Origin of the sequence: Limimaricola cinnabarinus, from assembly GCF_002723615.1 — a bacterium.
In the GTDB taxonomy this organism is placed as follows: domain Bacteria; phylum Pseudomonadota; class Alphaproteobacteria; order Rhodobacterales; family Rhodobacteraceae; genus Limimaricola; species Limimaricola cinnabarinus_B.
Genome location: NZ_KZ304972.1, coordinates 1 through 25,107, shown reverse-complemented (window position 1 = coordinate 25,107; position 25,107 = coordinate 1). Strand labels below are relative to the sequence as shown.

General features: G+C 66.0%; 22 protein-coding genes and 1 pseudogene. 7 read left to right on the top strand and 16 right to left on the bottom strand.

What is annotated here, in order from left to right:
- The first annotated feature begins 76 nt into the window (after window positions 1–76).
- Window positions 77–1,159 (top strand): Bug family tripartite tricarboxylate transporter substrate binding protein, encoded by a 1,083-nt coding sequence (locus CJ301_RS15570; protein ID WP_099278292.1) that lies wholly within the window; start codon window positions 77–79, stop codon window positions 1,157–1,159.
- A gap of 75 nt (window positions 1,160–1,234) precedes the next feature.
- Window positions 1,235–3,202: a tripartite tricarboxylate transporter permease gene (locus CJ301_RS15565; protein WP_099278291.1), complete on the top strand. Its 1,968-nt coding sequence runs from the start codon at window positions 1,235–1,237 to the stop codon at window positions 3,200–3,202.
- Between the two features lie 556 nt (window positions 3,203–3,758).
- Here the strand turns inward: CJ301_RS15565 and CJ301_RS15560 are convergent.
- The 11 genes from CJ301_RS15560 to CJ301_RS15510 form a co-directional block, all read right to left on the bottom strand.
- Window positions 3,759–5,543 carry an ABC transporter ATP-binding protein gene (locus tag CJ301_RS15560; RefSeq protein WP_099278290.1) on the bottom strand — a complete coding sequence of 595 codons (1,785 nt, stop codon included), beginning with the start codon at window positions 5,541–5,543 and terminating at the stop codon, window positions 3,759–3,761.
- Complete coding sequence (locus tag CJ301_RS15555; protein ID WP_099278289.1) at window positions 5,540–6,499, bottom strand: acetamidase/formamidase family protein; 960 nt, start codon at window positions 6,497–6,499, stop codon at window positions 5,540–5,542. The genes CJ301_RS15560 and CJ301_RS15555 overlap by 4 nt, the downstream gene beginning before the upstream one ends.
- 1 nt (window position 6,500) lies before the next feature.
- A complete protein-coding gene (locus CJ301_RS15550; protein WP_099278288.1) occupies window positions 6,501–8,129 on the bottom strand; it encodes an ABC transporter substrate-binding protein in 1,629 nt (542 codons plus the stop codon).
- A gap of 47 nt (window positions 8,130–8,176) precedes the next feature.
- Window positions 8,177–9,097 carry an ABC transporter permease gene (locus CJ301_RS15545; protein WP_099278287.1) on the bottom strand — a complete coding sequence of 307 codons (921 nt, stop codon included), beginning with the start codon at window positions 9,095–9,097 and terminating at the stop codon, window positions 8,177–8,179.
- Window positions 9,097–10,008, bottom strand: coding sequence for an ABC transporter permease (locus tag CJ301_RS15540; protein WP_099278286.1), 912 nt, complete (start codon window positions 10,006–10,008; stop codon window positions 9,097–9,099). Before CJ301_RS15540 ends, CJ301_RS15545 begins: the two co-directional genes overlap by 1 nt.
- Window positions 10,001–10,615, bottom strand: coding sequence for an ANTAR domain-containing response regulator (locus CJ301_RS15535; RefSeq protein WP_099278285.1), 615 nt, complete (start codon window positions 10,613–10,615; stop codon window positions 10,001–10,003). Before CJ301_RS15535 ends, CJ301_RS15540 begins: the two co-directional genes overlap by 8 nt.
- On the bottom strand, window positions 10,612–11,685 hold the full coding sequence (locus CJ301_RS15530; RefSeq protein ID WP_099278284.1) for a transporter substrate-binding protein: 1,074 nt from the start codon (window positions 11,683–11,685) through the stop codon (window positions 10,612–10,614). The genes CJ301_RS15535 and CJ301_RS15530 overlap by 4 nt, the downstream gene beginning before the upstream one ends.
- A 353-nt stretch (window positions 11,686–12,038) precedes the next feature.
- Complete coding sequence (locus CJ301_RS15525) at window positions 12,039–12,800, bottom strand: ATP-binding cassette domain-containing protein (protein WP_099278283.1); 762 nt, start codon at window positions 12,798–12,800, stop codon at window positions 12,039–12,041.
- Complete coding sequence (locus CJ301_RS15520) at window positions 12,797–13,741, bottom strand: iron chelate uptake ABC transporter family permease subunit (protein WP_099278282.1); 945 nt, start codon at window positions 13,739–13,741, stop codon at window positions 12,797–12,799. Before CJ301_RS15520 ends, CJ301_RS15525 begins: the two co-directional genes overlap by 4 nt.
- Window positions 13,734–14,678, bottom strand: a complete 945-nt coding sequence (locus tag CJ301_RS15515; RefSeq protein WP_099278281.1) for an iron chelate uptake ABC transporter family permease subunit — start codon at window positions 14,676–14,678, stop codon at window positions 13,734–13,736. The genes CJ301_RS15520 and CJ301_RS15515 overlap by 8 nt, the downstream gene beginning before the upstream one ends.
- A 3-nt stretch (window positions 14,679–14,681) precedes the next feature.
- The gene (locus tag CJ301_RS15510; RefSeq protein WP_099278280.1) at window positions 14,682–15,575 is read right to left on the bottom strand and encodes a siderophore ABC transporter substrate-binding protein; all 894 of its coding nucleotides are present in this window, start codon (window positions 15,573–15,575) and stop codon (window positions 14,682–14,684) included.
- A gap of 101 nt (window positions 15,576–15,676) precedes the next feature.
- Between CJ301_RS15510 and CJ301_RS15505 the strand changes: the two genes are divergently transcribed.
- From CJ301_RS15505 to CJ301_RS18830, 3 genes and pseudogenes are all read left to right on the top strand, one after another.
- A complete protein-coding gene (locus tag CJ301_RS15505; protein WP_099278279.1) occupies window positions 15,677–15,991 on the top strand; it encodes a DUF2218 domain-containing protein in 315 nt (104 codons plus the stop codon).
- Window positions 15,992–16,113: 122 nt separating this feature from the next.
- Window positions 16,114–17,520 carry an IS30 family transposase gene (locus CJ301_RS15500; RefSeq protein ID WP_216823308.1) on the top strand — a complete coding sequence of 469 codons (1,407 nt, stop codon included), beginning with the start codon at window positions 16,114–16,116 and terminating at the stop codon, window positions 17,518–17,520.
- Between the two features lies 1 nt (window position 17,521).
- A pseudogene (locus CJ301_RS18830) lies at window positions 17,522–17,821 on the top strand (transposase); the annotation flags it as partial.
- 89 nt (window positions 17,822–17,910) lie between these two features.
- Here CJ301_RS18830 and CJ301_RS18825 read toward each other — a convergent pair.
- From CJ301_RS18825 to CJ301_RS15475, 5 genes are all read right to left on the bottom strand, one after another.
- The gene (locus CJ301_RS18825; RefSeq protein ID WP_162620568.1) at window positions 17,911–18,234 is read right to left on the bottom strand and encodes a hypothetical protein; all 324 of its coding nucleotides are present in this window, start codon (window positions 18,232–18,234) and stop codon (window positions 17,911–17,913) included.
- Between the two features lie 152 nt (window positions 18,235–18,386).
- Entirely contained in the window at window positions 18,387–20,087 is a 1,701-nt protein-coding gene (locus CJ301_RS15490) for an alpha/beta hydrolase family protein (RefSeq protein WP_099278276.1), read from the bottom strand.
- Window positions 20,088–20,158: 71 nt separating this feature from the next.
- Window positions 20,159–21,283: a C4-dicarboxylate TRAP transporter substrate-binding protein gene (locus CJ301_RS15485; protein WP_162620567.1), complete on the bottom strand. Its 1,125-nt coding sequence runs from the start codon at window positions 21,281–21,283 to the stop codon at window positions 20,159–20,161.
- Between the two features lie 32 nt (window positions 21,284–21,315).
- Window positions 21,316–22,626 carry a TRAP transporter large permease gene (locus CJ301_RS15480; protein WP_099278274.1) on the bottom strand — a complete coding sequence of 437 codons (1,311 nt, stop codon included), beginning with the start codon at window positions 22,624–22,626 and terminating at the stop codon, window positions 21,316–21,318.
- Window positions 22,623–23,135: a TRAP transporter small permease subunit gene (locus CJ301_RS15475; protein WP_162620566.1), complete on the bottom strand. Its 513-nt coding sequence runs from the start codon at window positions 23,133–23,135 to the stop codon at window positions 22,623–22,625. The genes CJ301_RS15480 and CJ301_RS15475 overlap by 4 nt, the downstream gene beginning before the upstream one ends.
- Window positions 23,136–23,288: 153 nt before the next feature.
- Here CJ301_RS15475 and CJ301_RS15470 point away from each other — a divergent pair, with 153 nt between their 5' ends.
- The gene (locus CJ301_RS15470) at window positions 23,289–24,188 is read left to right on the top strand and encodes a LysR family transcriptional regulator (RefSeq protein WP_162620565.1); all 900 of its coding nucleotides are present in this window, start codon (window positions 23,289–23,291) and stop codon (window positions 24,186–24,188) included.
- A 90-nt stretch (window positions 24,189–24,278) separates the two neighbouring features.
- Window positions 24,279–25,028 (top strand): alpha/beta hydrolase, encoded by a 750-nt coding sequence (locus CJ301_RS15465; RefSeq protein WP_099278272.1) that lies wholly within the window; start codon window positions 24,279–24,281, stop codon window positions 25,026–25,028.
- Window positions 25,029–25,107: the final 79 nt, after the last annotated feature.

The window sequence follows — 25,107 nt, the reverse complement described above, 5'->3', positions numbered from 1 at the left end:
ACAGCAAGAGCCGGGGAAACGGACTACCGATTTTTATAGCGAGAACGGGCTTCACAAAGTCCAGAAGGAGAGGAAAATGAAGCGAAATTTCTTGGCCGCAGCAGCGGCGGCGGTGCTGGGCAGCGCATTCGGAACGTCATCTTTTGCCCAAGAATCGACGGTCGATTTCTCGGGCAAACGGATCGAGATGATCGTGCCATTCAAGGCAGGCGGGGCTACCGACGTCTATGGCCGGTTTTTCGCAGGCAAGCTGAGCGACCATCTTCCGGGCAACCCGACGGTCGTGGTCAGCAACATTCCCGGGGCCGGTGGCATGCCCGGCGCCAATCAGTTTGAGGCGCGCGCAGAGCCTGACGGAACCGCCCTGATCGCGATGACGGTTTCGACGCAGTTGAACTGGCTGTTCGAAGACCCCGCCGCACAATTCGACCTGAAGGAGTGGCGTCCGCTGATCCTGACTCCCCAGCGGGAAGTCGCCCTTGTCCATACCGACACTGGCGCGTCGGACCCCGAGGACGTCAAGGCCCTGCAGGACGTCGAACTACGCTATGCCGATCACAGCGTGCGGGGTCTGTCGATCTTCCGCCTGCTGGGCTTTGATGGCCTGGGCCTGGACGTGACGCCGGTGTGGGGCGTCAGTGGCGGCCCGGCCCGTATCGCGATGGAGCGCGGCGAGATCAACCTGGCGTTCGCATCCTCGGCTGCCTACCGCAAGGACTACGCGTCCATGGTCGACAGCGGCATCGTCACGCCGATCTTCTCCTATGGCGATTTCGATGCTGACGGCAACATCGTCCGCGATCCGGCCTTCCCCGAACTTCCGACCTATCTCGAGCTCTACGAGCAGATCAACGGTAGCGATCTGTCGGGACCCGAGCGCGAGCTCTACGAGATGCACCTGCAGTTCACCGGCGCGTCCAAATCGCTGTTCCTGCCCGCCGACACGCCGGACGACATCTATGACGCCTATGTCGCAGCGATCCGGGAAATCATCGACGATCCCGATTATGCCGAAGAGAACGCGAAGTTCTTCGGCGAACATGATCAGGCCGTCGGCGACAAGGCGAGCGCGAACATGGATCAGGCGCTGGCACTCAGCGACGATCTGCGCGGCTATCTGGGCGACTGGCTGAAGAAGAAATACGGCCTTGATCTCTGACCTCTTGCAGCAAAGGCAGACCGGATCGCCGGTCTGCCTCACATTTCGCTCAGCCCCTCTTACAAGGAAAACGTGATGGACGTTTGGGTAACCGCGTTGGACGCGCTGACGACCTTGTTCAGCCTTGGCCATCTCAGCTACCTTCTGCTCGGGGTTCTGGTCGGGCTGGGCGTGGGCATCCTGCCTGGTCTGGGCGGGCTTGCCGGCCTGTCTCTCCTGCTGCCTTTCGTCTACGGGATGGAGCCTTCTCAGGCCCTCGCCATGATGGTCGGCCTATTGGCGATCACCACGACGTCCGACACCTTCCCGTCGGTTCTGATGGGCATTCCGGGCACGTCGGGCTCTCAGGCGACAGTCATGGATGGCTTTCCCATGGCCAAGAGGGGAGCGGCCGCACGCGCGCTGTCCGCAGCCTTCGGCGCTTCGCTGTTTGGTGGCGTCTTCGGCGCTGTCATTCTGAGTATCGCCATTCTTTTCGCCCGCCCCCTCATCCTCATGATGGGCTTTGGTGAGCAGCTGATGCTCGTGCTGTTCGCGCTTACGATGGTCGGCATCCTGACCGGCAGCCACCCGCTCAAGGGTCTGGCGGCCTGCGGGGTAGGACTGGTCCTCGGCACGATCGGCTTTGCGACCAGCACCGGCGAGCTGCGCATGGCGTTGGGCCAGACCTACCTCTATGATGGTTTTCCGCTACTGATCATCGCCATCGGCCTGTTCGCAATACCCGAGATCTTCGAGATCCTTAGCCAGAAACAGACGATTTCCTCGACGACGCAGCAGAAGCTTGGGCATGGGATGTTCGCAGGCCTTCGCGATGTCGTCAGGCATAAGTGGCTGGTTCTGCGTTGTTCTGGCATCGGGGCGCTGATCGGGATGCTGCCGGGGTTAGGCGGCGTCGTCATCGACTGGATCGCCTATGGTCACGTTGTCCAATCGGCCAAGGACAAGTCCCAGTTCGGCAAGGGTGACGTCCGCGGCGTGTTGGCGCCGGAATCGGCCAACAACGCGAAGGAGGGCGGTTCGCTGGTCCCGACGCTGCTGTTCGGCGTCCCGGGCTCTGCCACGATGGCGGTGCTGTTGGGCGGGCTGGTGCTCGTCGGGATCGAGCCGGGTGCCGGCATGGTGCAGGGAAACTTGGACCTCACCTTCACCATCATCTGGTCACTTGCCATCGCCAATATCGTCGGGACGCTGGTCTGCCTGTCGCTGGTCCGTCCGATCTCGAAGCTGACGACCATCCCCTATGGCTATATCGGTCCCGTCGTCATCGTCATCGTGTTCTTCGCGGCCTTTCAGGCGACCCGCGACTGGCTCGACCTGATCGCGTTGTTCGGGGTCGGAGTTCTCGGGGTCTACATGAAGCGGTTCGGCTGGTCGCGGCCGGCACTGCTGATCGGCTTCTTCCTTTCCAAGGGGCTGGAGGACTCTGTCTATCAAGCCACGCAGATCTACGGCGTTTCGTTCCTTCAGCGCCCGATTGTGATCCTGTTGATCCTGGTCATCATCGCGTCGGTGACGATCACCTTTGTCCGGGCTCGCAATGCACCCAAGCCGGACACCGGACAAGGCCCGGCCACACGCAGCGTCCGCGTCCATGAGATGGGTTTTCTCCTGGTATTCGCCGCGCTTTGTATCTGGGCGTTCTTCGATGCCTTGCAGCGAACCTTCCTGGCGCAGATCTTCCCGCTGGGCGCTTCCATCGTGACCGGGGCAATTCTGGCGGTGATCGCCTACCGCTTCGCGCGTGGCTCAAGCGAAGATAGCATCCATTACGACGAGGTGCGTACGCGAGATGGGCGCCGGACGATGCATGTCTATATCGGCTGGCTGATCGGATTTCTGATCGCGGTCTACCTGCTCGGTCTCGTGCTGGCGGCGGGTCTGTTCGTCCTCGCGATGATCGTCTTCGAGCTGCGACGACTGACATGGCAGGGCGTTGTCGTGGCGATCATGGTAAGCGTTTTACTCTTGTTGCTGTCCCAAGTGTTGAACCTGAAGTTCCCGTCCAGCCTGCTGCAGCCGCTTCTTGCGTTCGCATCGTGACCCAGGGCAAGGCCGGGCTTCCGGCCGGATCGTATGGTGATATTCCCGAGGAGAGGCGGAATGAAGATCAGCCCGAGGCCAATGCCTGAATAGCCCCGTGTCTCATGGCCGCCTTCTTCGCCGATCTTGAAGAAAGGGGGCCATGATGGGCAGAGACGAGTTCAAGCGGAAGGATGGTGTACCGGGGCACGGTCATGCGACAGCGCGTTGCGCAGGTTATGCCGCCATCTTGATCCCCGTGGCCGCTTCGGCTTCAAGGGCTTCTTGTTCAGCCCTGATCTGATTTGGCGTTTCGTAGCGGCTTTGTTGACGGCGTGGATGCCCCTCCCGGCGGCATCGCAATGTGCCACGACGATATGTGTGAAGCCATCACGGGAGAGAGTATTCACGCCATCACCGAAGCCCCTCGCCCCGACTGGGATGGTGCCGCTTGCCGGAAATGATCAAATTGCAACGACTGGGCGCGCCGTTCACGGTACAGCCGCGCCGGAAGCTCGACCATGGACCGCAAACCGGCCGCGCGGCAGTTCGAAGTCGAGACCCGTGCAAATGGGACCTAGCCGGATCCGGCCACCATGTGCCCTTCCCCGACATCGGTCAGTGCTTCGATCCGGGGCTCCATGCCACGCCGCTTCACGGGGCTTGGCACGTCGCCCTGCGGCCTCGTAAATGGCGGCGGCACCCGGGTCGGATCGGGAACTGGAACGGCGGCGATGAGCTGGCGGGTATAGGGGTGGCGCGGGTCGCCGAACAGCTGCGCCCGCGTGCCCATCTCGACGATCTGGCCCAGCCGCATCACCGCCACCCGGTCGGAGACGTTCTCGACCACGGCCATGTCATGGCTGATGAACAGATAGGCGATGCCGAACTCGGTCTTCAGCGCCTTGAGCAGATCGAGCACCCGCGCCTGCACGCTGACATCGAGCGCGGAGACGCTCTCGTCGGCGATGATCAGGCGAGGCCGGAGGGCCAGCGCGCGCGCGATACAGATACGTTGCCGTTGGCCGCCAGAGAATTCGTGCGGATAGCGGTCGAGCTGATCACGCTCCAGCCCCACGCGCTCGAACAAGGCTTCGGCCTGCGCGCGCCGCTCGGACGGGGTGCCGATGTCATGGATGACCAGCGGTTCGGCCACGAGGTCACCCACCCGCATCCGAGGATCGAGCGAGGCCATGGGGTCCTGGAAGATCATCTGGACACCGCGACGGAAGGCCGTGTCGGGCCGCTGGCCGCTTTCAAGCCTGCGACCGGCCACTTCCAACAAGCCCTCGAACGGCACCAACCCGGTGAGGGCCTTGGCGATGGTCGACTTGCCGCAACCGGATTCGCCCACGAGGGAAAAGGTCTCGCCGGCGCGGATCTCGAAGCTGACGCCCGCCACCGCGTGAACCGCGTGGGTCGGCCGGTTCAGCAGGCCGCCCCGGATGTCGAAGCGCACCCGCAGCTCCTCGACCCGGGCGACCGTCTCCGCGATGCCGGAAGCCGCCGCCCCTTCCCCGCGCCCCATGCGCGGCACCGCGGCCAGCAGGGCACGTGTATATGGTTCTCTCGGCGCGGCGAAGATCTCGCGCACCGGACCCTGCTCGACCATGCGGCCCGACTGCATGACGACGACGCGGTCGGCCATTTCCGCCACCACGCCCATGTCATGGGTGATCAGGATGACGGCGGTGCCAAGGTCCCGTTGCAGATCGCGCAGCAGCTCCAGCACCTCGCGCTGCACCGTCACGTCGAGCGCGGTGGTCGGCTCGTCGGCGATCAGCACGTCGGGGCGCAGCGCGATGGCCATGGCGATCATCACCCGTTGGCGCATGCCGCCCGACAATTCGTGCGGATATTGTTTCAGCCGCGCCTCGGGCTGCGACATGCGCACCGCGCGCAGCGCCTCGACCGCGCGGTCCCGCGCGTCGCGCCGCGACAGGTCTTCATGCGCCTCGATTGCCTCGATCAGCTGGCGGCCGATGGTCAATACCGGGTTGAGCGAGGTCATCGGTTCTTGAAAGATCATCGCGATCCGCGCACCGCGCAAGCCGCGCATCCATCGCTCGGGCAGGCCCAGAAGGTCGGTTTTCCCAAGCCGGATGGTACCACCGGAGACATGCACGGCTGGCGGCGGCAGAAGCCCCATGATCGCCAGCGAGGTAAGGGATTTGCCCGACCCGCTCTCACCCGCGATGGCCAGCGTCTCACCGCGCGCAAGGTCGAAGGACAGGTCCCGGACCAGCACGCGCGGGCCTTCGCCGGTGCGCACCGAGATCTCGAGCCCCTCGACCGAAAGAACCGGCGGGGCGGTCTCCGGGGCCTTTTCGGCCCCGGACAGCTTCGTGACGGCGGCGTTCATTCGAACACACAGCGCGGGAAGTAGAAGCTCACCACCCAGTTGGGCTGGTCGACGATCTCCGAGATCCTCAGATCGCCACAGGTCGAGACCAGCATGTAGGCATCGACCGCCGCCATCTGCCGCGTGGCGCAAAGATGGTCGACCATTCCGGCCACCGCGTCGCGCGAGGCGCTCATAAGGTCCGGCCCGATGCCGGTGGTCACCTCGTAGCCCTTGGCGTCGAGATGCCGCGTCACCGGGCCCGGCGTCGTGAAGCGCGGGAATTTCAGCTGCGCGTCCTTCACCAGATCGATCGTGAGCACCGCGTCCATTGGGCTTTCGATCGCGGTGCCGCAGACCTCGCCGTCGCCCTGCGCCGCATGGGTATCACCGACGGAAAACAGCGCGCCCGCGACCTCGACAGGCAGGTAGAGCACGGTGCCCGCGGCGAGATCGCGGATATCGAGATTGCCGCCCACCCGGCGCGGCGGCACGATCGAATGCATCCCCGGCTCGGCCAGCGCGTTGCCGATCGTGCCGCAGAACGGCTTGAGCGGCACCCGGCCATGCTCACCGAAAAGGGTGGGCTGAAGCGTCTTGGCGTCGTATTTCCAGATCGTCAGCGCCGGGTCGGTGAACTGGTCGGCCAAGAGGCCGAAGCCCGGGATGTTGGCGGTCCAGCCCCAGGCCGAGCCTTCGGCCTCGCGCGGGGCGAAGCTGTCGATGGTGATCTTGAGCGCGTCGCCCGGCTCGGCGCCTTCGACATGGATCGGCCCCGAGACGGGGTTGATCTTGCCGAAATCGAGCGCCTTCACATCCTCGACCGTGCTCGACGGGCCAAGCTGGCCCGCCGATGAATCCATGCAGTGAAAGGCGATCTGCGCGCCGGGCTCCACCCTTTCGGCCGGGGCGATGGAATTGTCCCAGCCGAAATGATGCTGCGCGCCGTGAATCGTGTAATCGCAGTTCTGGCACATGTTATTGCTCGGTCACGTAGACGTAGTCGTAGTTCACCGGGATGGAGACCGGATCGACATAGAGCGCGTCGTCGCCGCCCATGCGTTCGGACTTCATGGTGTAGCGCTGCTCGTTGAACACCGGCACCCAGGGCGCATCCTCCATGACCTTCATGTAGACGTCGGACCACTTGCCCAGCCGCGCCTCGGCCTGCGCCGGGTCGGCCATGGCGTCCGCCTCGGCGGCCATCGCGTCAAGCTCCTCGTTGCAGTACCACGACCAGTTCCAGCCGCCCGGCACGGCGCCCGCGCAGCCCAGGATCGGGCCGTAGAAGTTCGACGGATCGGGGAAATCGGCGATCCAGGCCATGCCGCCCGACCAGATCATCGGCGCCTGATCCGCCTCGCCGCCCGCGGCGATCACGTTGGCCTGCGCGAGGCTCTGGATCGAGGCATCGATGCCGATCTGGCTCAGATCCTGCTGGATCGCCTGCGCGATGCGCGGGTTGGGATCGGTGTTCATCACGTAGAGCTCGGTTTCGAACCCGTCCTCATGGCCCGCCTCGGCCAGCAGCGCCCTGGCCGCCTCGATGTCGTAGGCGTAGCCGTCGGGGCCCTCGGTGTAGCCCGGCATGGTCGGCGGCAGCGGCTGGTTGGCGGGCACGGCGCGGCCATTGATGATCTGGATGATCCGGTCCTTGTTGATCGCCATGTTCACCGCCTGGCGCACCTTCACGTCGTCGAAGGGCGGGATCTGGGTGTTGAGGGTGATGTAGCCGGTGTGCAGCTGGCCGCCCTCGACCACGCGCTCGGCCTGGGCGGGATCGTTCATCACCTCGACGAACTTGGCGGGCGGGATGCCGTCGCCGGGCACGTCGACCTCGCCGTTCTGAAGGCGCAGCAGCGCCACGATCGGCTCCTGGCCGACCTCGAAGGTGATCTGGTCGAGATAGGGCACGCCTTCGCGCCAGTGATCCTCGAACTTCTCGAACACGAGCCGCTGGCCGATGGTCCATTCGCCGAGTTTGAAGGCGCCGGTGCCCACAGGCTCTTTGCCGAAATCGCCGCCAGCGGCCTCGACCGCCTCCTGCGGCACGACGCTGGCGAAGTTCAGCGCCATGACATGCAGGAAGGTCGCGTCGGGCCGGGTCAGGGTGATCTCGACGGTCCGGTCGTCGATCACCTTCACGCCCGACAGCTCCTCGGCCTCGCCGGAGGCTGCGGCGTCATAGCCCTCGATCGCCCCGAAGAAGCCCGCGCCGGGCGACTGGGTCTCGGGGGCGGTCACGCGGTCGAGCGAGTATTTCACGTCCTCGGCCGTCATCGCGCGGCCATTGTGGAAGGTGACGCCGTCGCGCAGCTTGAAGGTATAGGTGAGCCCGTCCTCCGAGATCTCGTAGCTCTCGGCGAGGCCGGGGCGCAGCTCGGTGGTGCCAGGGACATAATCCATCAGCCCGTCGAAGATCGACTTGATCATCGACCAGTTCTGCCAGTCATAGCCGATCGCCGGGTCGAGCGTGGCGACGTCGTCCTTGTAGGTGATGGTGATCGCGCCGCCCTGCTGCGCGTCCGGGTCGGGGGTGTAGTCCTGCGCCATGGCGGGCGCGGCGAGCGCCGCGATCAGCGCGGTCGAGGTCAGAAGTCTCTTCATGTTCACTCTCCTGTCGGGTCTTTTCTTGCTTGGTCGTGCGGGGGGTCTCAGCGCAGCTTGATGCGCGGATCGATGAGCGGGGTGACGAGATCGGCCAGCAGGTTTCCGATGACGATGGCGCAGGCCGAGACCAGCGTGACGCCCATGATGATCGGGATGTCGACGCGCTGGATCGCCTGCCATGCCAGCTGGCCGATGCCGGGCCAGCCGAACACGCTCTCGACCACGACGATGCCGCCCATGAAGATGCCGATGTCGATGCCGATCATCGCGATCACGGGCAGGATCGCGTTGGGCAGCGCATGTCGCAGGATCACCCGGTGGCGCGCCAGCCCCTTGGCCCGCGCGGTGCGGATGTAGTCGGCGCGCAGCACGTCGACCATCGAGGAGCGCATCATCCGGCTGTACCAGCCCGACCCCATGATGCCGAGCGTGACCGAGGGCAGCACCAGATGCGCCCATGTGCCGTAGCCGCCGATCGGGAACCAGCCGAGCTGCACCGCGAAGACGTAGAGCAGCAGCAGGCCGACCACGAATTGCGGGGCCGAGACGCCGACGAAGCTCGTGATCATCAGGGCCTGGTCGGTGGCGGTGCCGCGCCTGAGCGCCGCGATCACCCCCATGGTGAGCCCCAGCACCAGCTCGCAGCCGATCGCGCCGGCCATCAAGAGCAGCGATGCCGGAAGCCGCGCCGCGATCAGCGTGCCGACATCGGTGCGCTGCAGGTAGCTGCGGCCCATGTCGCCCTGCACCAGACCGGTGAGATAGCGCCAGTACTGCACCAGAAGCGGCTGATCGAGGCCGAGCTGCTGGCGGATGTTCTCCACCGTCTGCGCCGTGGCCGAGCGCCCGGCGATCTGGCGCACCGGGTCGGCGGGCAGCGCGTAGAGCAAAAAGAAGGTGATGAAGGAGACCCCGAGCAGGATCAGGACCGAAACCGTCAACCGGCGGATCAGATAGGCGATCATCAGTCGCGCCCCCTTTGCGTCGGATCGAGCACGTCGCGCAGCGCATCGCCCAGAAGGTTGAAGGACAGCGCGAGGATCAGGATCGCGGCGCCGGGAAAGAACACGAGCCAGGGGGCCGCCTGGAAATAGGTCTGGTTCTCGAAGATGATGTTGCCCCAGGACGGCGTCGGCGGCTGCACCCCGATGCCGAGGAAACTCAGCGTCGCTTCGAGCAGCACCGTGGTCGAGATGCCGAGCGTGCCCCAGACGATGATCGTCGGCACCAGATGCGGCAGGATGTGACGCAGCAGGATGCGCGCATGACCCGCACCAAGCGTCTTCTCGGCGGCGATGAACTCGCGTTCGGCCAGAGAGGTGGTCTCGGTATAGAGCACCCGCGCCGTCTGCACCCAGTTCACGATGGCGATGACCATGGCGACGATCCACAGCGAGGGCTGGAAGATCGCGGCGAGGCAGATCGCCAGCAAGAGCGCGGGGAAGGCCATCATCAAATCGGTAAAGCGCATGAGCACGGCACCGAAGACACCACGGAAATAGCCCGCCGACACCCCGATCACCGTGCCGATCACAAGGGCGATGCCATTGGCCACCACGCCGATGATGAGCGAAGTGCGCGCACCATAGAGGATGCGGGTGAGCAGGTCGCGGCCAAGCAGGTCGGTGCCGAGCCAGAACTCCGCGTTGGGCGGCAGCGGCGCGCCGGTGATGGTGAGCCCGTCGAACATCTGGTCGTTGGAATCATAGGGGGTAAGCCATGGCGCCAGCAGTGCTCCCGCCACGGTAAGCAGGATCAGCACCAGGCCGAACAGGGCCAGCTTGCGCCGCATCAGCCGCGCAAGAGCTCCGCGCGGCGCGCGGCGCGCCACGGGCGGCGGCGCGCCCGGCGGCAAAGTTCCCGTCGTGTCAGACATCGCGTCCCCTCTTCGTCGCCAGCGTTGGTGCGCCGGTCTCTCCGGCCGCGCAGATCCGCCGCGCCGCCTGCTCGATCGTTTCCTGCCAGGCCATCGCCATGGCTCTCAGCTGGGCATAGGCCTCGGCCTCGGAGCGCCCGCGTCCCATCAGCGCCAGCACCGCGCGGACAACGGTCTGGCGTTCGGAGAGCCGGGCGCGCAAGGCGGCGATCTCGTCGGCGGCGGCGCGGCGCGCCTCGAAGCCCTGCCGCGCGATCAACAGCGCGGAATAGACCCCGCCCGCGCCGATCGGCTTGAGCAGATGCGCATCGGCCCCCTGCCCCAGCGCCCATTCGATCCGGCCCGGCGCCTCGGACCCGATGAGCGCGATCATCGGCATCGGCGCGGCCCCCGGGGCCCATGGAAACATGCCATCATGGCATTGATCCGCGTCGAAGAAGACGAAATCCGCGCCATGCACCGCGGCATCCAGCTCGGGCCAGTTGGCTTGCGCGCGCAGGCCGATCGCAACGAGCTGTCGAAGGAGGGCGCGGGTCGTCGCATGCGACCGGTGCAGGATCAGCGCCGTGGCTCCGCCTAGCTCCGGTGTCGCGATACGGCGGCTCATGTCACCACCCTGAGCGCCGGGTAGCGTGCGGTGGGCCAGCGCTCGCGCCGCGCGAGATACGGGTCGGCCACGACCGGACCGCTATGCTCCAGAACCCTGAACCGCCCCCCTTCGACCCGGGCGATCAGAACCGGCAGCTCCATGTGCCGGGTTTCGGGGTCGACCCCGCAGCCAGCCAGCCGCGCCGCCGGATCGCCCGGCCCTTCTTCGATGGCTGCGAGCGTCGCCACCGCGACATAGGCCGCCGCCTCGAAGGAAGAGGCCGCCGCGGCACCACGCCCGGCCCCCCAGAGCGGGGCGCCCGCGAAATGCGGCCCCGCCGCGATCACCCCCTCGGCCGCGGCGCCGAACCCCGGCAACTCGCATTCGGTGAGGTTGCACGACAGCACCGTACAGGTGCCCTCGGCAAAGAACGGGTCTTCGGCGCGCAGCACCCGCATCGCTTCGAGGAAAGCGCGGGAGGACTGGCCGATCAGGTTGTTGAGCACGAAATCGGGCTTCGCGGCGCGCAACTCGTCGATCAGGCGCGCCACGTCGGTATCGCCAAGGGCTTGATGGCGCTCCCCGGTCACCGTGCCGCCAGCCGAGCCGATCACCTCCCGTGCGACCCGGTTCATTTCCCAGCCCCAGATGTAGTTGGAGCCGACGAGATGGCCGCGCCGACCGTATCGGCTGAACGCCCAGTGCAACAGCGGCAGCAGGTGCTGGTTGGCGCAGGCATGGGTGTAGATCACCCGGTCCGAGCACTCGAACCCCTCATAGGGGCAGGCATACCACAGCGTGCCGCCCGCCTTCTCCAATGCCGGGATCACCTCCTTGCGGCTCGATGAGGTGACGCAGCCCACGACATGACGCACCCGGCCATCGCGCAGCATGTCCGCGCAGAGCGGCTCGTAGTGATCGAGGTTTCCTGCCGGATCCTGTTCGGTCACCCGCAACCGGATGCCTTTCCCGTGATCGGCGTTGATCGCGGCAACGGCGTTCAATGCGCCCCTCCGACAGGCCGCCGCGATCGCGGCGTAATCCCCGGTTCGCGAATAAAGCAGGCCGATCTCCACATCACGTCGCATGCGCCGCTCCAACGAAAAAAGCCCGCACGAAAACGCTGCGTAGCGTTTCGAAGCGGGCGCGAATGCCATCCGGGTGAACCGGTATTTGAAGCCAACCTGCGACGACGACGGCCGACGGGTCAAGCTTTATAAGCGAGAGGGCAGCCTACATGGCGATATTTTCGGCATGATCGAAAAGCAATGAGGCCGAAATCGGCAACATTGAAAGCAACGCCACGCCAATGAGGACAGGGAAGGCATGGCGCGATCGGGCGGACCGAACAGCCCCCAGGCTCGTGAAGGCCATCTTCGTCACGCCCAAGAAGCTGCAATTGCTCGGCCCTTGCGTCGCGCGGCGCGGATGTTGCCGCCGATCAGGCCGGAAGCACCACCTGCGCCCCCTCGACCTCGCGCAGCTTCAGCCCGGTGTCGAACAGCGCGCTCAGCACCGCGTCGCGCATCACCTCGCGGCGCGGGCCCGCCGCCACGAGGCGGCCATGCTTCATCGCCACGACATGATCGGCATAGCGCGCCGCCATGCCGAGATCGTGCAGCACCACCACGACGCCGCGGGGGGCTGCCGGGTCATGCGCCATGGCGACCAGCGCCTCCATCACCTCGCGCGCATAGCGCGGGTCGAGCGCGCTGAGCGGCTCGTCGAGCAGCACCAGCGGCGTGGCCTGCGCATGGGCCATGGCGATCTGGGTGCGCTGGCGCTGCCCGCCCGAGAGCGAGGAGACCGGGCGCTCGGCCAGCTCCCCGAGCCCGAACAGCGCCAGCGCCCCGGCCACCGCCGCCCGGTCCGCCGGGCCGGGGCGGCCGCGGTGATGCGGCCAGCGGCCGAAGCCCACCATCTCGCGCACGGTGAGCCGCGAGACCTGCGCCTGCTCCTGCCCCAGAAAGGCCAGCCGCAGCGCCCGCGCCTGCGGCCGCATGGCGTGGATGTCCTCGCCGTCGAGCCGCACCCGCCCCGCGCGCGGCGCGATCAGCCCGGCCAGCGTCAGGAGCAGGCTGGACTTGCCGGCGCCGTTCGGCCCGATCAGCGCGGTGAGGCCGCCCGCGGGCAGCGCCAGCGACAGGTCGTGCAGCACCGGCGCGTGGTCGCGCTCGACGCTGAGCGTCTCGATCTCGATCATCTCGCGGTCCTTCTCAGCACGAGGGCGAGGAACACCAGCCCGCCCAGGAATTCGACGATCACGGCCAGCGTCGATTGAAAGCCTAGGATGCGCTCGAACAGGAACTGCCCCGTCACGAGGATCAGCGCCCCGAGCCCGGCGGCGGCGGGCAGCAGTGCCGCGTGGTCGAGGCGGCGCAGCAGCGCCTGCGCCAGCGCCGCGGCGAGCAGGCCCAGAAAGGTGACCGGGCCGACCAGCGCCGTCGAGACCGCCACCATCATCGCGATCAGCCCCAGCACGCCCAGCACTAGGCGGTCGAAATCGAGCCCGAGCGTGATCGCCTTGTCGCGGCCCAGAAGCGCGAGGTCGAGCCGCGGCGACAGCCGCCACGCCACCAGAAGCGCAAGGCCCAGAAGCGGCGCGGCGATGAAAAGCTGCACGTGGTCGACCGCGCCGAAACTCGCGAAGCTCGCCTGCTGCACCACCGCGAATTCAGAAGGCTCCAGAAGCCGCTGCGCAAAGCCCGACAGGCCGCGCAGCATCACCCCGAGGATCAGCCCGCTCAGCACCAGCCGAACGAGGTCGCCCGCGCCGCGTCTGAGCAGCAGGCCGAACAGCGCCATCCCCGCCCCGGCGAGACAGGCGGTCTCGATCAGGAAGGCAGGCAGCACCGGCAGCGCGGCGTAGCCCGCCCCGCCAAGCGCCAGCACCAGCATGGTCTGCAAGAAGACGAACAGCGCGTCGAAGCCGACGATGCCCGGCGTGATCAGCCGGTTTCCCGCCACGGTCTGGAACAGCACCGTCGCCGCGCCCGTGGCCGCGCCGACGATCAGCAGCGCGGCGAGCTTGGTCGCGCGCAGCGATAGGATGAAGCCCATCGGCGCGCGCAGGTTCCACAGAAGGAAGGCGGCGCAGCCCAGGGCCAGCATCCCCGCCATCAGGATCAGCCGACGCTCAGCCATGGGCGCGGCCCTCCCTGCGGGGGGCATGCAGCAGCCACAGGAAGACCCCGGCCCCGGCGACGGCAAAGACCGTCCCGGCCGGGATCTCGTAGGGAAAGCGCACCAGCCGCCCGACCATGTCGGCGGCGAGCACCGCCGCCCCGCCCGACAGCGCGATCGGCCCGAGATTGGCGCGCAGGTTGTCGCCGCGCAGCCGCGAGACGATGTTCGGGACCACCAGCCCGACGAAGGGCAGGGCCCCCACCGTCACCACCACCACCGCCACAGTGAGCGAGACGATGCCCAGCCCCAGCACGAGGGTCTGGCGGTAATCGAGCCCGAGCGAGCGGGCCTGCGCCTCGCCCAGCCCGAGGATGGTGATCCGGTCGGCGGCGCGCCACAGAAGCACGCCCAAGCCCGCGACCAGCCACAAGAGCTCGTAACGCCCGCGCAGCACGCCCGAGAACTCGCCCGCCGTCCATGTGCCGAGATACTGCATCAGATCCGTGATCCAGGCCCCCCAGAGCGCCGCCGCCCCGAGGATGCCGCCATAGACGAGACCGACCAGCGGCAAGAGCACCGGGTCGCGGCGCGGCACGTGGCGCGCCAGCGCCAGGAAACCCAGCGTCCCGGCCAGCGCGGCGAGCGCGGCCACGGCCATCTTGATAAGGATCGGCGCGCCCGGCGCGAAAAGCGTGATGCCCAGAAGACCGATCATCGCCGCCTCCGGCGTGCCGGTCAGGCCGGGCTCGACGAGCCGGTTCTGCACGGTGAGCTGCACCACCACCCCCGCCAGCGCCAGCCCCGCCCCCGCGAGCAGCGCGGCGGCGGTGCGGGGCCAGCGGCTGATCGCCAGCAGCAGGCCGGCATCAACGTCGACGGAGGAGAGGTCCGCGACGCCGATGCCGAGGCTCGCCCCGACCAGCAGGACGAAGATCAGGACAAGCGAGAGGCGCATGGCTTACTCGGAAAAGCCGGTTTCGATCTCGTCCAGCGTGCCCATCAGCGACCGGATGCCGCCACCGGCAAGGTAGAGCGGCGCGCTGTCGAGATAGAGGATCCGGTCGTTTCGCGCCGCCTTGGTCCCGGCGACCAGCGGGTTGTCGAGCGTCGCCTGCGCCGCCTCGCCGTCCTGGCCGATGGCGGCGCCGCGGTCGATGACGAGGATCCAGTCCGGGTCGACCTCGGCGATGAACTCGAAGGAGACCGCCTCGCCATGGGTCTCGGCATCGAGCGCGGGATGCGCCTCGGGCAGGTCGAGCGCGGCGTGCATCCAGCCGAACCGCGACTCCGCGCCATAGGCCGAGACCTTGCCGCCATTGGTCATCACGATCAGCGCGTCGCCCTTGTCGGCAACCGTGTCGCGCACCGCGGCGACCTTGTCGTCGAGCGCCCCGGTCAGTTCGGCGGCCGCTTCGCCGCGCTCGAAGATCTCGCCATAGGTGGCGAGACGGGCCTTGGCCTGCTCGATCAGCGCCCCGCCCCAGATCGTCATGTCGATCGTCGGCGCGACAGCCGAGAGCGGCTCGACCACGGATTGCGAGCGGCCGCCGGCGACGATCAGGTCGGGGGCCATGACGGCCAGCGCCTCGTAATCGGGCTCGAACAGCGTGCCGACCCGGTCGACCCCCTGCATCGCCCCGGCCAGATAGGCCGGCGGGCTGACCTCCGGCACGCCGGCCAGCGCGACCCCGAGCGCGTCGATCGCGTCGATCGCGGCGAGATCGAAGGCCACGACCTTGTCCGGCTGCGCGGCGAGGCTGGCCGCCCCGGCGGCGGTCTCGACCGTCAGCTCGGCGGCCAGAGCGAGGCTCGGCAGCGTCAGGGCAACGAGGCTGGTGGCGATGATCTTCATGGCATGTCTCTCTTGCGGTGCAGCCCTGTCCAGACCCGTCTGGACACGGCCCACTGTTTCAGTCAGGTATATTTCCGACCAATGAACTCAGGATTAACCGGATGCAAGACGGAATTCTCGACGAGGGCCGCTTTCGGACCCCGAATGCCAGCCGCTATCTCCAGCAGCTTTGCAAGCATTTCGCGCACAAGGTGGAGGCCAGCTACGGCACGCATGACGGCCGGGTGGCCATGCCCTTCGGCCCGCTCCGCCTCACCGCGACCGATGAGGAGCTGATCGTCCGCCTTTCGGTCGAGACCGCCGAGGCGCGCGATCGCGCGCGGGCGGTCATCGACGATCACCTCGCCCGCTTCGCCCATCGCGAAGGGTTCGAACGAATGGCATGGCACGGCCCCGCTTCCCTTTCCCGGGACTGATCCGGCTCTCGCTCCCTGGCGCCTTCGGGGGCGGGCAGGAGCATCGCGCCCCATGCGGCTCGACACGGCATCAAGGGGCGGTCTCAACTTGTCGTCGCAACACCTTGCTGATGGAGGTTGCGATGACGAGAGGTAGACGGAGATCTGAACGATCTACGAGGCGCAAGACGCCCTCGCCGGGGCGGCCCGGAGTGGCACGACAACCGGAGCGCCGTCGGTTCTGGTTCCTGATTGCTCAAGGCCTATCGAGCGAGGAAGCTGCCGTTGAGGCTGGCGTCTCTCAGCCGGTCGGATCACGGTGGTTTCGAGAGGCTGGCGGTATGCCCCCTTCGCATCTGGCGCCATTCGCGCCGTCGCCATCTCGGCGCTATTTATGTCTGGAGGAGCGAGAAGAGATCGCGCTGCTTCTGGCGCAGAATATCGGTCTGCGGGAAATCGCACGTCGCCTGGGCCGGGCGGCCTCGACAATCTCACGCGAGATCCGGCGCAACGTCGCCACTCGCGCTGGCGGCTTTGAATATCGGGCCACCACAGCCCAGTGGCATGCCGAACGCTCGGCGCGGCGCCCGAAGGCTGCCAAGCTGGCGACGAACGCGCGATTGCGTCAGTATGTGCAAGACAGACTCTCGGGCCAGATTTCACGGCTGGACGGTTCGGTCATGGCCGGCCCGGACGTCGCTTGGAAGGGGCGCCGCCATGGACCACGCCAGCCGCGTCGATGGGCCAAGGCTTGGAGCCCCGAACAGATCTCCAACCGGTTGTGGGTCGACTTTCCCGGAGATGAGACCATGCGGATCAGTCACGAGGCCATCTACCAAGCGCTCTATATCCAAGGGCGTGGCGCTTTGCGCCGCGAGCTGACCGCGTGCTTGCGCACCGGCCGGGCCCTGCGTGTGCCCCGGGCCCGAACCGCCGGCCGTGGAAAATCCTTCGTGACCCCGGATATCATGATCAGCGAGCGCCCTGCCGAAGCGGCGGATCGGGCCGTTCCCGGACATTGGGAGGGAGACCTCATCATCGGCTTGGGACGATCCGCCATCGGCACGCTGGTCGAACGGCAGACGCGTTTTACGCTGCTGCTCCACTTGCCGAGAATGCCCGGGCATGGCGAGAGCCCTCGCCTCAAGAATGGGCCCCCTCTTGCAGGGCACGGTGCCGAAGCCGTGCGCGATGCCATCATGCGCAGCATCATCCAACTGCCCAAGCATTTACGGCGGTCCCTGTCTTGGGATCAGGGGGCTGAGATGGCCCGCCATGCCGAACTTACCGTCGCCGCTGATCTGCCAGTCTATTTCTGCGATCCTCACAGCCCATGGCAGCGCGGCACGAACGAGAACACCAACGGGCTGCTTCGCCAATACTTCCCAAAAGGCACTGATCTCAGCTTGCATGGACCCGATGAGCTCGAGGCGGTTGTCGCTGCGCTCAATGGACGCCCTCGCAAAACCCTCGGATGGAGAACCCCGGCGGAAGCACTGGACGCGGTGCTCGCCAACCCAGAAACTGGCCATGTTGCGACGACAAGTTGAGACCGCCCAGTTCACGTCCTTCGCCTGGACCGACCTGCTCAGACGTGCTGGCGTCCGGATCTCAATGGACGGAAAGGGGCGCTACCTCGACAACATCTTCATCGAGCGGCTCTGGCGCACCCTGAAATACGAGTGCGTCTACCTGCACGCTTGGGAGACCGGCTCGGAGGCACGAGCGGGGCTCAAGAACTGGTTCTATTTCTACAATCGAAAGCGTCCGCATTCCGCCCATGGCGGCCAGCCGCCAGCAGTGGTCTACTGGCAGAGAAACCCACTTACGCACCCGATCAGCAGGAGCTAAGAGTAGCTTAGACGGCGCCAGATCCTGTCCAGAGATGGGGGAGCACCTCATCCGTCGCGAGAGCCCGGGGCGAGGCGGGGTCGAGGATTTCACCATTTCGGATCTCCCATCGCTGTTGGCTGACAGCTCAGGTAGCGTGCCGAAGGGAGATTTCCGGTGTTCTTTTGGAACCAGCACGCGCCTTCACCCCTGACATGTGCCTGCCAGAGTGAATTCGCCCCTTCCGGCGGCATTGATGAACCGGAGACGGGGCGACCGTTCGGATCAAGATGCAGGAGGTAGTCGACGCTTGCGGCAACCGTGTCGCCGGGGCCAGAACGCGCGGCTTGGCCGTTTGCGCGTGGCCCCGTGTCGTGATCGTCCGACGGGCATGGCGCGTTCATGCCAAGGCCGGGTTGGGCGACCTCGATCATCCTGTTTGCTCAGCCGCGGGCGCGCTGGATGCGTATCGCGCGAGACGAGACGACAACATCCGGTACATTGTGCAGGACCATGCCGCAGGAACGCGAAACCATGCGACAGAAAAGGCCCCGGCCCTCCATAGGGGGCCGGGGCACAGGATGCATCAGTAAGCGAACTGGGTCGCCTGTCCTGCCACCACGTACCAGCTTACAAAGAGCGCGTTCACCAGAGCGCCGGGCACGTAGCTCGCGGTGCGGCGGTAGCTGTAGGTGCTGATCAGCGCCGCGATCAGTAGCAGCGGTACGAACTGGAACATGACGATGGTGTTCAGCGGCTCAGACGGCGTCAGCAGCTGACCGGTCGAGAACAACACCGCGTATTGCAGAGTGAGGAACACCAGAAACCCGCCCATCAATGCCAGCGCGTTGAAGACGTATTCCGCCGCGGCGCTCTGGCCCGCCACCGACAGGCCGCCATGCAGCGCCCGCATCGCCAGCAGGAAATAGAGACCGAACGGGACGAGATAGACCAGCGCGATGCCGAAGCGCTCGGCCGTGAGCGGCCGCAACCCAACGAACCAGAAGCGCGGGTCGGTCTTGAAGAAGAAGTCGAGAACCAGAACCGCGACATAGGCCACGAAGATCGTCGCCAGCGCCAAAGCCACCGAGCGCGGCGTGTCGTGATCGAACTCCATCTTCGCCCCGCGGATCACGAAGCCCATCCCCCAGATGATGACACCGTTGATCACCGCCCAGAGCGCGACCTGCGAAGTGATGGTCTGCGGGAAAAGCCAGCTCGCCGGCAGGATCATTTCGGCTAGTGTGAAGATCGGGTAGTAGTCGAGCACCGGGATCACCGCGCCCAGTGCGAAGACCAGCCACCACTTGCCGCTGCAGCGTTCATGGGCGGCGTCGACCACCGGCGCGCGCAGCGGCGCGAAGAACGGCAGGCTCAGCAGCAGGCCGATGGTGCCCAGCACCAACACGACCCAGCCGACCAGTGACACCAGCGTGCCGATCTCCTTGGTGAACCAGACTTGGTCGTCGGCCGGCAAGGCGGTGCCGCCCTCGAGCGTCTGCGCGAACCAGTCGATCGAGTGACCGATCGCGGCATGCGAGATATGGTCGCCGGGATGCGTCACCGGCGGCTGCCACAGCACGCGCGCGGTGCCGCTATCGATGTCACCGTAGATGCGACCTTCCTCCACCGGTCCCTCGGCGCCGAACAGCGCCTGCAGCTTCGGGCTCTGCTCGGCATCGTCGGCGCGGGCCACGCCCCACATCAGCTGCGAGAACTCATCATAGGCCGAGAACACCACCGAGATGTTGCGCGGCCAGCTCGTGTCGCCCTCGGCGGCGAAGGGCGCGCCGGTGCTAGATCCCTCTAGCACGATCGATCGGTAGTCGTCCGGGTAGGCCTTGGCCGCCGCCAGAACGGTCCAGCCACCCATCGAGTGACCTTCAAGGCCGATATTGTCGGTGTCGACCATGTCGAGGCTACGCAGGTATTGCAGCGCCGCCGGTCCGCCGAAGCCAGCCGAGAAGGCCGGGCCTTCGGACGCGCCATGACCGGTCTGATCGAGCGACAGCACGACATAGCCGCGCCGCGCGTATTCGATGGCAAAACCCGACTGCACTTCGCGCGAGTTGATGTAGCCATGCACGGCGAGGATCCCCGGCGCCGGTTCTTCGGCACTCGCCCCCTCGGGTATGTAGAGCAATCCGCTTTGCAGATTGCCGTCCGCTCCCATGAAGCGGACATCCTTGATCTCGGTGCCGCCCGTGGTCTGCACGAGATGGGCGATCAACGCCCCGACCAGCAGCAGCGCCCATCCTAGGCCGAACAGGCCCCAACGCGTCTTCATTCCCTCAACCTTCCCTCATGAAAAAGGGGAGAGGCTCGCTGCCTCTCCCCCGTGCCTGTAGCCTGCCGAACTCAGTCGAGACCGTAGGTCTCGGCATTCAACGGATCGTAGATCTCCGATTTGGCCAGCGCAGCGAGCGTGTCGACATCCGTGCGATCGACGCCGTCGAGCATCTCGGCCCAGCGGTCGATGATGCGCTTGTAATCGGCGAGGATTGCTTCAGGGTTCTCGACCCCACGCTCGGCCGCGTTCTCGATCAGGACAGCCTCGTCGGCCACGACAAACTCAGCCAGCGCGTCACGCAGCGCTTGGTCGGGCTCGTGGATCTTCATGCCGGCGGCCTGCGCCGCCTCGACCGCGACATCGACGTCGCTGTCGAACTCAACCCGGTGGCGGGCGAGATCATAGGCCATCTCGTCGAACAGCACGCGCCGTGTCTCAGGCGTGAGCCCTGCCCAGAATGCCTCGTTGTAGCCCCAGCCGAAGCCGGCGTAGTAGTTGCCGATGGCGATGGTGTTGAGATCGGTCACCACGTCCTTGAGGCTGAAGCTGTCGAGCGCATCGGCCGCGGCCACCGCGCAGTCGAGCGAACCGGTGTCGAGGCCGGTATACATCTCGCTCGACGGGATCGAGACGGGGATGGCCCCGACATGTTCGGCGAAGCGCGACCAGGCACCGCCGGCCATGCGCAGCCGCTTTCCGGCGACGTCTTCGAGCGTCTCGACTGGCTGGTTGCACATCATCACATATTCCGAGGTCGAGTAGCCGCCGCCATAGACGATGCCGTTCTCGTCCCACTCGGCCAGCGCCGCCTCGTTGGTCAGGCCGAACTCGGTCGAGGCGAAGGCCATGACCATCGGGTCGGTGTTGTAGAAGGCCATGTTGCCGACGAGGTTGGCGACAGGCAGTTCGGAGGGCGTGTAGGTGCCAGCGTGGTAGCTCACCTGAGCCACCCCGTCGCGCAGGCCCTGCAGCGACGAGGCCGGCGGCAGAAGCGAACCGCCGGAGAACACCCGGAACTCAACCTCGCCATTCGTTGCCTCGGCGACGCGCTTGGCGAAATCGACGTAAGGCCCACGCACCATCGAGTGACGCTCGGCGAAGAAGTGGTTGGCGTTGTATTGCTCGGCCTGCGCCGCGCCTGAGAGAGCCGCAAGGCCGATCGCGGTTCCGGCCGCAAGTTTCGCAAAAGTCATGGTCATCCTCCCTGTAGATGTCGTTCGTTGTGTCAGCCCGCCATCAGCGATGGCAGGAACAGGCTGATCGCGGGAAAGGCGATCAGAAGAAGCAATGTCAGCAGGTCCATCGCGATGAACCATGCGGTACCTGAAATGATGTCGCCTAGGCGCACTTTGCCTGACAGGGCGCTATGCAACACGTAAAGGTTAAGGCCGACTGGCGGTGTCACGAGCCCAATCTCGAGAAGCTTGATCGCGATGATTCCGAACCAGATCAGGTTAATGTCGGCCGTCTCCAAAACCGGCAGCAGCACCGGAAGGGTCAGCAGCATCAGGCCGATCGAGTCGATCACCATGCCGAGGATCACGTAGAGCCCCGCCACCATTAGGATGATGACGAAAGGGTTGTCCGACACCGCCAGCATCATATCCGACAGTTCGCGCGGGACGCCTGACAGCCCCATGAAGCGGGTGAACATGATCGCCCCGATCGACAGGAAGAAGATCGACGAGGTGGCCAGCGTGGTCTGCCGGATCGCGTTTCCGAGCGCGCTCAGCGTCAGTCCCCCCCTCAGCCCGGCGATGACCAGCGCGAGGAAAGCGCCCACCGCCCCGGCCTCGGTCGGGGTAAAAAAGCCACCAAAGATGCCTCCCAGCACGCCCAGAATCAGCACCGGGAAGGGCCAGACCGACCAGATAAGTCGCATGAGACGGGAAAGGTCGAACCGTTCGGAGAGCGGCGGCGCAAGATCGGGGCTGGCCGTGCAGCGTACAGTGATCATCACCATATAGATCAGCGCCGAGATCACGCCAGGCAGCACGCCTGCGATGAACAGCTGGCCGATCGATTGCTCGGTGAAGATGCCGTAGAGCACCATCAGGATCGATGGCGGGATCAGCGAGCCCAGCGTGCCAGATGCCGCGACGACGCCGGTGGCCAGCGAGGGGTGATAGCCCGCCCGCAGCATTTCCGGCACCGCGATGCGCGACATCGCCGCCGTGGTGGCGATGGAAGAACCCGACGCCGCAGCAAAAAGGCCGCAGGCCCCGACGCTGGCCGAGGCCAGACCGCCCGGCACCCGCCCCAAGAGCAGGCGCAGCAGGTCGAAGGCCCCCGCGGTCAGCCCGGTATTGGCGGCGATGAATCCCATCAGCAGGAACATCGGGATCGCGGTAAGAGACCAGTCACCGATGAAGCTGAAGGGCAGCGCACTGACGATTCCAAACGCCGCGGTGGTATTGGTCATCAAGGTGATGCCGCCGATCGACACCGCCATCAGGGCCACCCCGATCGGCACTCGGAACGCCAACAGCCCGAACAGCACCGCGATCCCGGCCCAACCGGTCATCAGCATGCTCATGCTGCGCCCTCCGTTGCATGGGACTTGATCATCTCGCGTCCACGCAGCGTCATCACTGCGCGCAGCAACGCCGCGACGGCGGCCAGTCCGAAGCCGAGCGGCAGTAGGCAACGGGTCGGCCAGACGATAACTTCGCGGCTGCCCATCACGACCTCGCCGACCCGAAACGCGCGGACCGCGTCGAGACCGGTGCGCCATGTGACCAGGGACAGCACCGCGGCGGTGATGACGAAGGTCGCCAGCAGGCAAATCTTTCGAAGCGGCCTGGGAAAGCGGGTGAACAGCAGATCGACGCTGATCTGTTCGTCTTCATACTCCACCATCGCCATCGGCAGCATCACTACGGCGACCATGTAATAGTAGGACGAGATCTCAATCGTGCCCTGGATCGGCGCGTTGAACAGGTTCTTCAGAACCACGTCCAATGTCACATGCGCCATCATCAGCACGATGCCCATGCCACCGATGAGCATCAAGGCGTGGGTCAGCTTGCGAAATGCAGCGTCCATGCGTCCTTCTCCTCCCACACGGCCCGATCCGGCCGCGCCTCCTCGTCCCGCCGCCGACTGTTCCGCGCAAGTCCGGCCCGGCACAAATAGCAATGCTTGATCGGTTGATCGCGAATGGTTATCGCCCTGACGGGCCAATGGGGAGGGCGGGCAATGCGGCAATCGCGGATCGGGATCAGGCATCTGCGCTGCGCCATCGGCGTCGCCGATGCGGGCGGCTTCAGAGCCGCGGCCGAGATGCTCGGCATCGCCCAGCCCGCGATCACGAAGACAGTCCGTGACATGGAAGAGGATCTGGGTTTCGCGCTCTTCGAGCGCGGACCCAAGGCCGTGTCGCTCACCGCGCCGGGCCGGCGCTTCGTCGAGGATGCCCGCCAGAGCCTCGCCCAGTTCGAGCGCACGATCCGCGCCGCCCGGCGCAACGAGACCGGGACGCATGGCCATATCATCATCGGCTATTCGGCACTGGCCAGTTCGGGTCAGATTTCCCAGGGGCTGGGGGCCTTTGAGGCACTCTGCCCGGGGGTGCAGATCGAGATGCATGTGCTGTCGACCGACACGATGCTGCGCCAGCTTGCGGGTGGCGAGATCGACGCGGGCTTTCTGCTGAACCACGAGACGGTCACGCATCCTGCGATCAGCCAGATGCCGGTCTGGAGCAGCCCGATCGGTCTGGTGTTGCCGCGCGAAGCCCCCGCTCCGGATTTCGAGACGCTCACGGGCGCGCCCTTCGTGATGGGGCTGCGCGAGAACTGGCGCTCCTACCGGCTTCTGCTCGACCGGCTGTGTGACCATGCGGGTCTCGCCCCGGCCGTGGCCGAAGAGGTCTGGGACGTGCAGGTGCTGTTCCAGCGCGTGGTCGAAGGGCGCGGCTACACGCTCTACCCGATGGACGCGGCGCCGGCCCTGCCCGCCTCCCTGCGCATGATTGCGCTGCCGCAGATGAGGGAGGCGCTGACCATTTCCATGGCTTGGAACCACGTGGCAGACACGGCGCTCTTGCGCAGTTTCCGGGCCCAGTTTGGGCGCAACGAAAGCCTCGCACCCGCCTGATAGCGGTTTGCGATCATCCGATCACGCATCGCGATTTGCGTTTCTGAGCCCTTCCCCGGAGTTCTGGACCCGGTTCATGGGGAGGGCGCGATGGACGATGAGAGCTGCGAACCGTTCGATCTGGCCGGGAATACCACAGGCGTTCTGTTGCTGCACGGTTTTACCAGCACGCCACAAAGCGTCCGACATGTCGGCCACGAGTTGCACGCGCGCACGGGCTTCACCGTCACGGCCCCGCTGCTCGCCGGGCATGGGACATCGCCCGAAGACCTTGCGCGCACCGGCCATCGCGACTGGATCGCCTCTGCCGAGACCGCACTTCATGCGCTACGGCAACGGGCGAGCCGTGTGATCGTCGCCGGTTTGTCGCTTGGGGGAACTATCGCTCTCAACCTTGCTGTTCGCCACCCTCAGCACGTTGACGCGATCGCGACCATCAACGGCTCCACCGGTATCTACCGCCCCGACCAGGCCCGAGCCGTCTTCGATGCACCGTCGGACGGCTATTGCGCCGGGATCGGTTCGGATATCCGCCACTCGGAGCGCCGCGAGATCTCCTACGACAGGATCCCGACATCGACACTGCACGAACGTTTCCTGCTGACCACGGCGACGGGGCTGATGCTACCGCTCCTGCGCCAGCCGTTGCTTGTGATGCAGTCGCGCGTCGATCATGTCGTGGAACCCGACAACGCATACCGGATCGTTCGAGAATGCGGCTCCACGGAGGTCCGCCTACGCTGGCTGGCGAACTCCTTTCATGTAGCGACGCTCGACCATGATCGTGATCTGATTGTCGAGGAACTAAAGCGTTTCGTCGCAGAGCTTGGACCAAGGTGACGGGGTTACGATCGAGGTCACCCGTAGATACATTGAGAAAAAGCAGGCAGGCCCGACCGGCCCCAAGATGAGCAGAACG

Coding starts and splice junctions, on each gene's coding strand:
- CJ301_RS15570 (WP_099278292.1), top strand. CDS start 77: ATGAAGCGAAATTTCTTGGCCGCAGCAGCGGCGGCGGTGCTGGGCAGC.
- CJ301_RS15565 (WP_099278291.1), top strand. CDS start 1,235: ATGGACGTTTGGGTAACCGCGTTGGACGCGCTGACGACCTTGTTCAGC.
- CJ301_RS15560 (WP_099278290.1), bottom strand. CDS start 5,543: ATGAACGCCGCCGTCACGAAGCTGTCCGGGGCCGAAAAGGCCCCGGAG.
- CJ301_RS15555 (WP_099278289.1), bottom strand. CDS start 6,499: ATGTGCCAGAACTGCGATTACACGATTCACGGCGCGCAGCATCATTTC.
- CJ301_RS15550 (WP_099278288.1), bottom strand. CDS start 8,129: ATGAAGAGACTTCTGACCTCGACCGCGCTGATCGCGGCGCTCGCCGCG.
- CJ301_RS15545 (WP_099278287.1), bottom strand. CDS start 9,097: ATGATCGCCTATCTGATCCGCCGGTTGACGGTTTCGGTCCTGATCCTG.
- CJ301_RS15540 (WP_099278286.1), bottom strand. CDS start 10,008: ATGTCTGACACGACGGGAACTTTGCCGCCGGGCGCGCCGCCGCCCGTG.
- CJ301_RS15535 (WP_099278285.1), bottom strand. CDS start 10,615: ATGAGCCGCCGTATCGCGACACCGGAGCTAGGCGGAGCCACGGCGCTG.
- CJ301_RS15530 (WP_099278284.1), bottom strand. CDS start 11,685: ATGCGACGTGATGTGGAGATCGGCCTGCTTTATTCGCGAACCGGGGAT.
- CJ301_RS15525 (WP_099278283.1), bottom strand. CDS start 12,800: ATGATCGAGATCGAGACGCTCAGCGTCGAGCGCGACCACGCGCCGGTG.
- CJ301_RS15520 (WP_099278282.1), bottom strand. CDS start 13,741: ATGGCTGAGCGTCGGCTGATCCTGATGGCGGGGATGCTGGCCCTGGGC.
- CJ301_RS15515 (WP_099278281.1), bottom strand. CDS start 14,678: ATGCGCCTCTCGCTTGTCCTGATCTTCGTCCTGCTGGTCGGGGCGAGC.
- CJ301_RS15510 (WP_099278280.1), bottom strand. CDS start 15,575: ATGAAGATCATCGCCACCAGCCTCGTTGCCCTGACGCTGCCGAGCCTC.
- CJ301_RS15505 (WP_099278279.1), top strand. CDS start 15,677: ATGCAAGACGGAATTCTCGACGAGGGCCGCTTTCGGACCCCGAATGCC.
- CJ301_RS15500 (WP_216823308.1), top strand. CDS start 16,114: ATGACGAGAGGTAGACGGAGATCTGAACGATCTACGAGGCGCAAGACG.
- CJ301_RS18825 (WP_162620568.1), bottom strand. CDS start 18,234: ATGATCGAGGTCGCCCAACCCGGCCTTGGCATGAACGCGCCATGCCCG.
- CJ301_RS15490 (WP_099278276.1), bottom strand. CDS start 20,087: ATGAAGACGCGTTGGGGCCTGTTCGGCCTAGGATGGGCGCTGCTGCTG.
- CJ301_RS15485 (WP_162620567.1), bottom strand. CDS start 21,283: ATGACTTTTGCGAAACTTGCGGCCGGAACCGCGATCGGCCTTGCGGCT.
- CJ301_RS15480 (WP_099278274.1), bottom strand. CDS start 22,626: ATGAGCATGCTGATGACCGGTTGGGCCGGGATCGCGGTGCTGTTCGGG.
- CJ301_RS15475 (WP_162620566.1), bottom strand. CDS start 23,135: ATGGACGCTGCATTTCGCAAGCTGACCCACGCCTTGATGCTCATCGGT.
- CJ301_RS15470 (WP_162620565.1), top strand. CDS start 23,289: ATGCGGCAATCGCGGATCGGGATCAGGCATCTGCGCTGCGCCATCGGC.
- CJ301_RS15465 (WP_099278272.1), top strand. CDS start 24,279: ATGGACGATGAGAGCTGCGAACCGTTCGATCTGGCCGGGAATACCACA.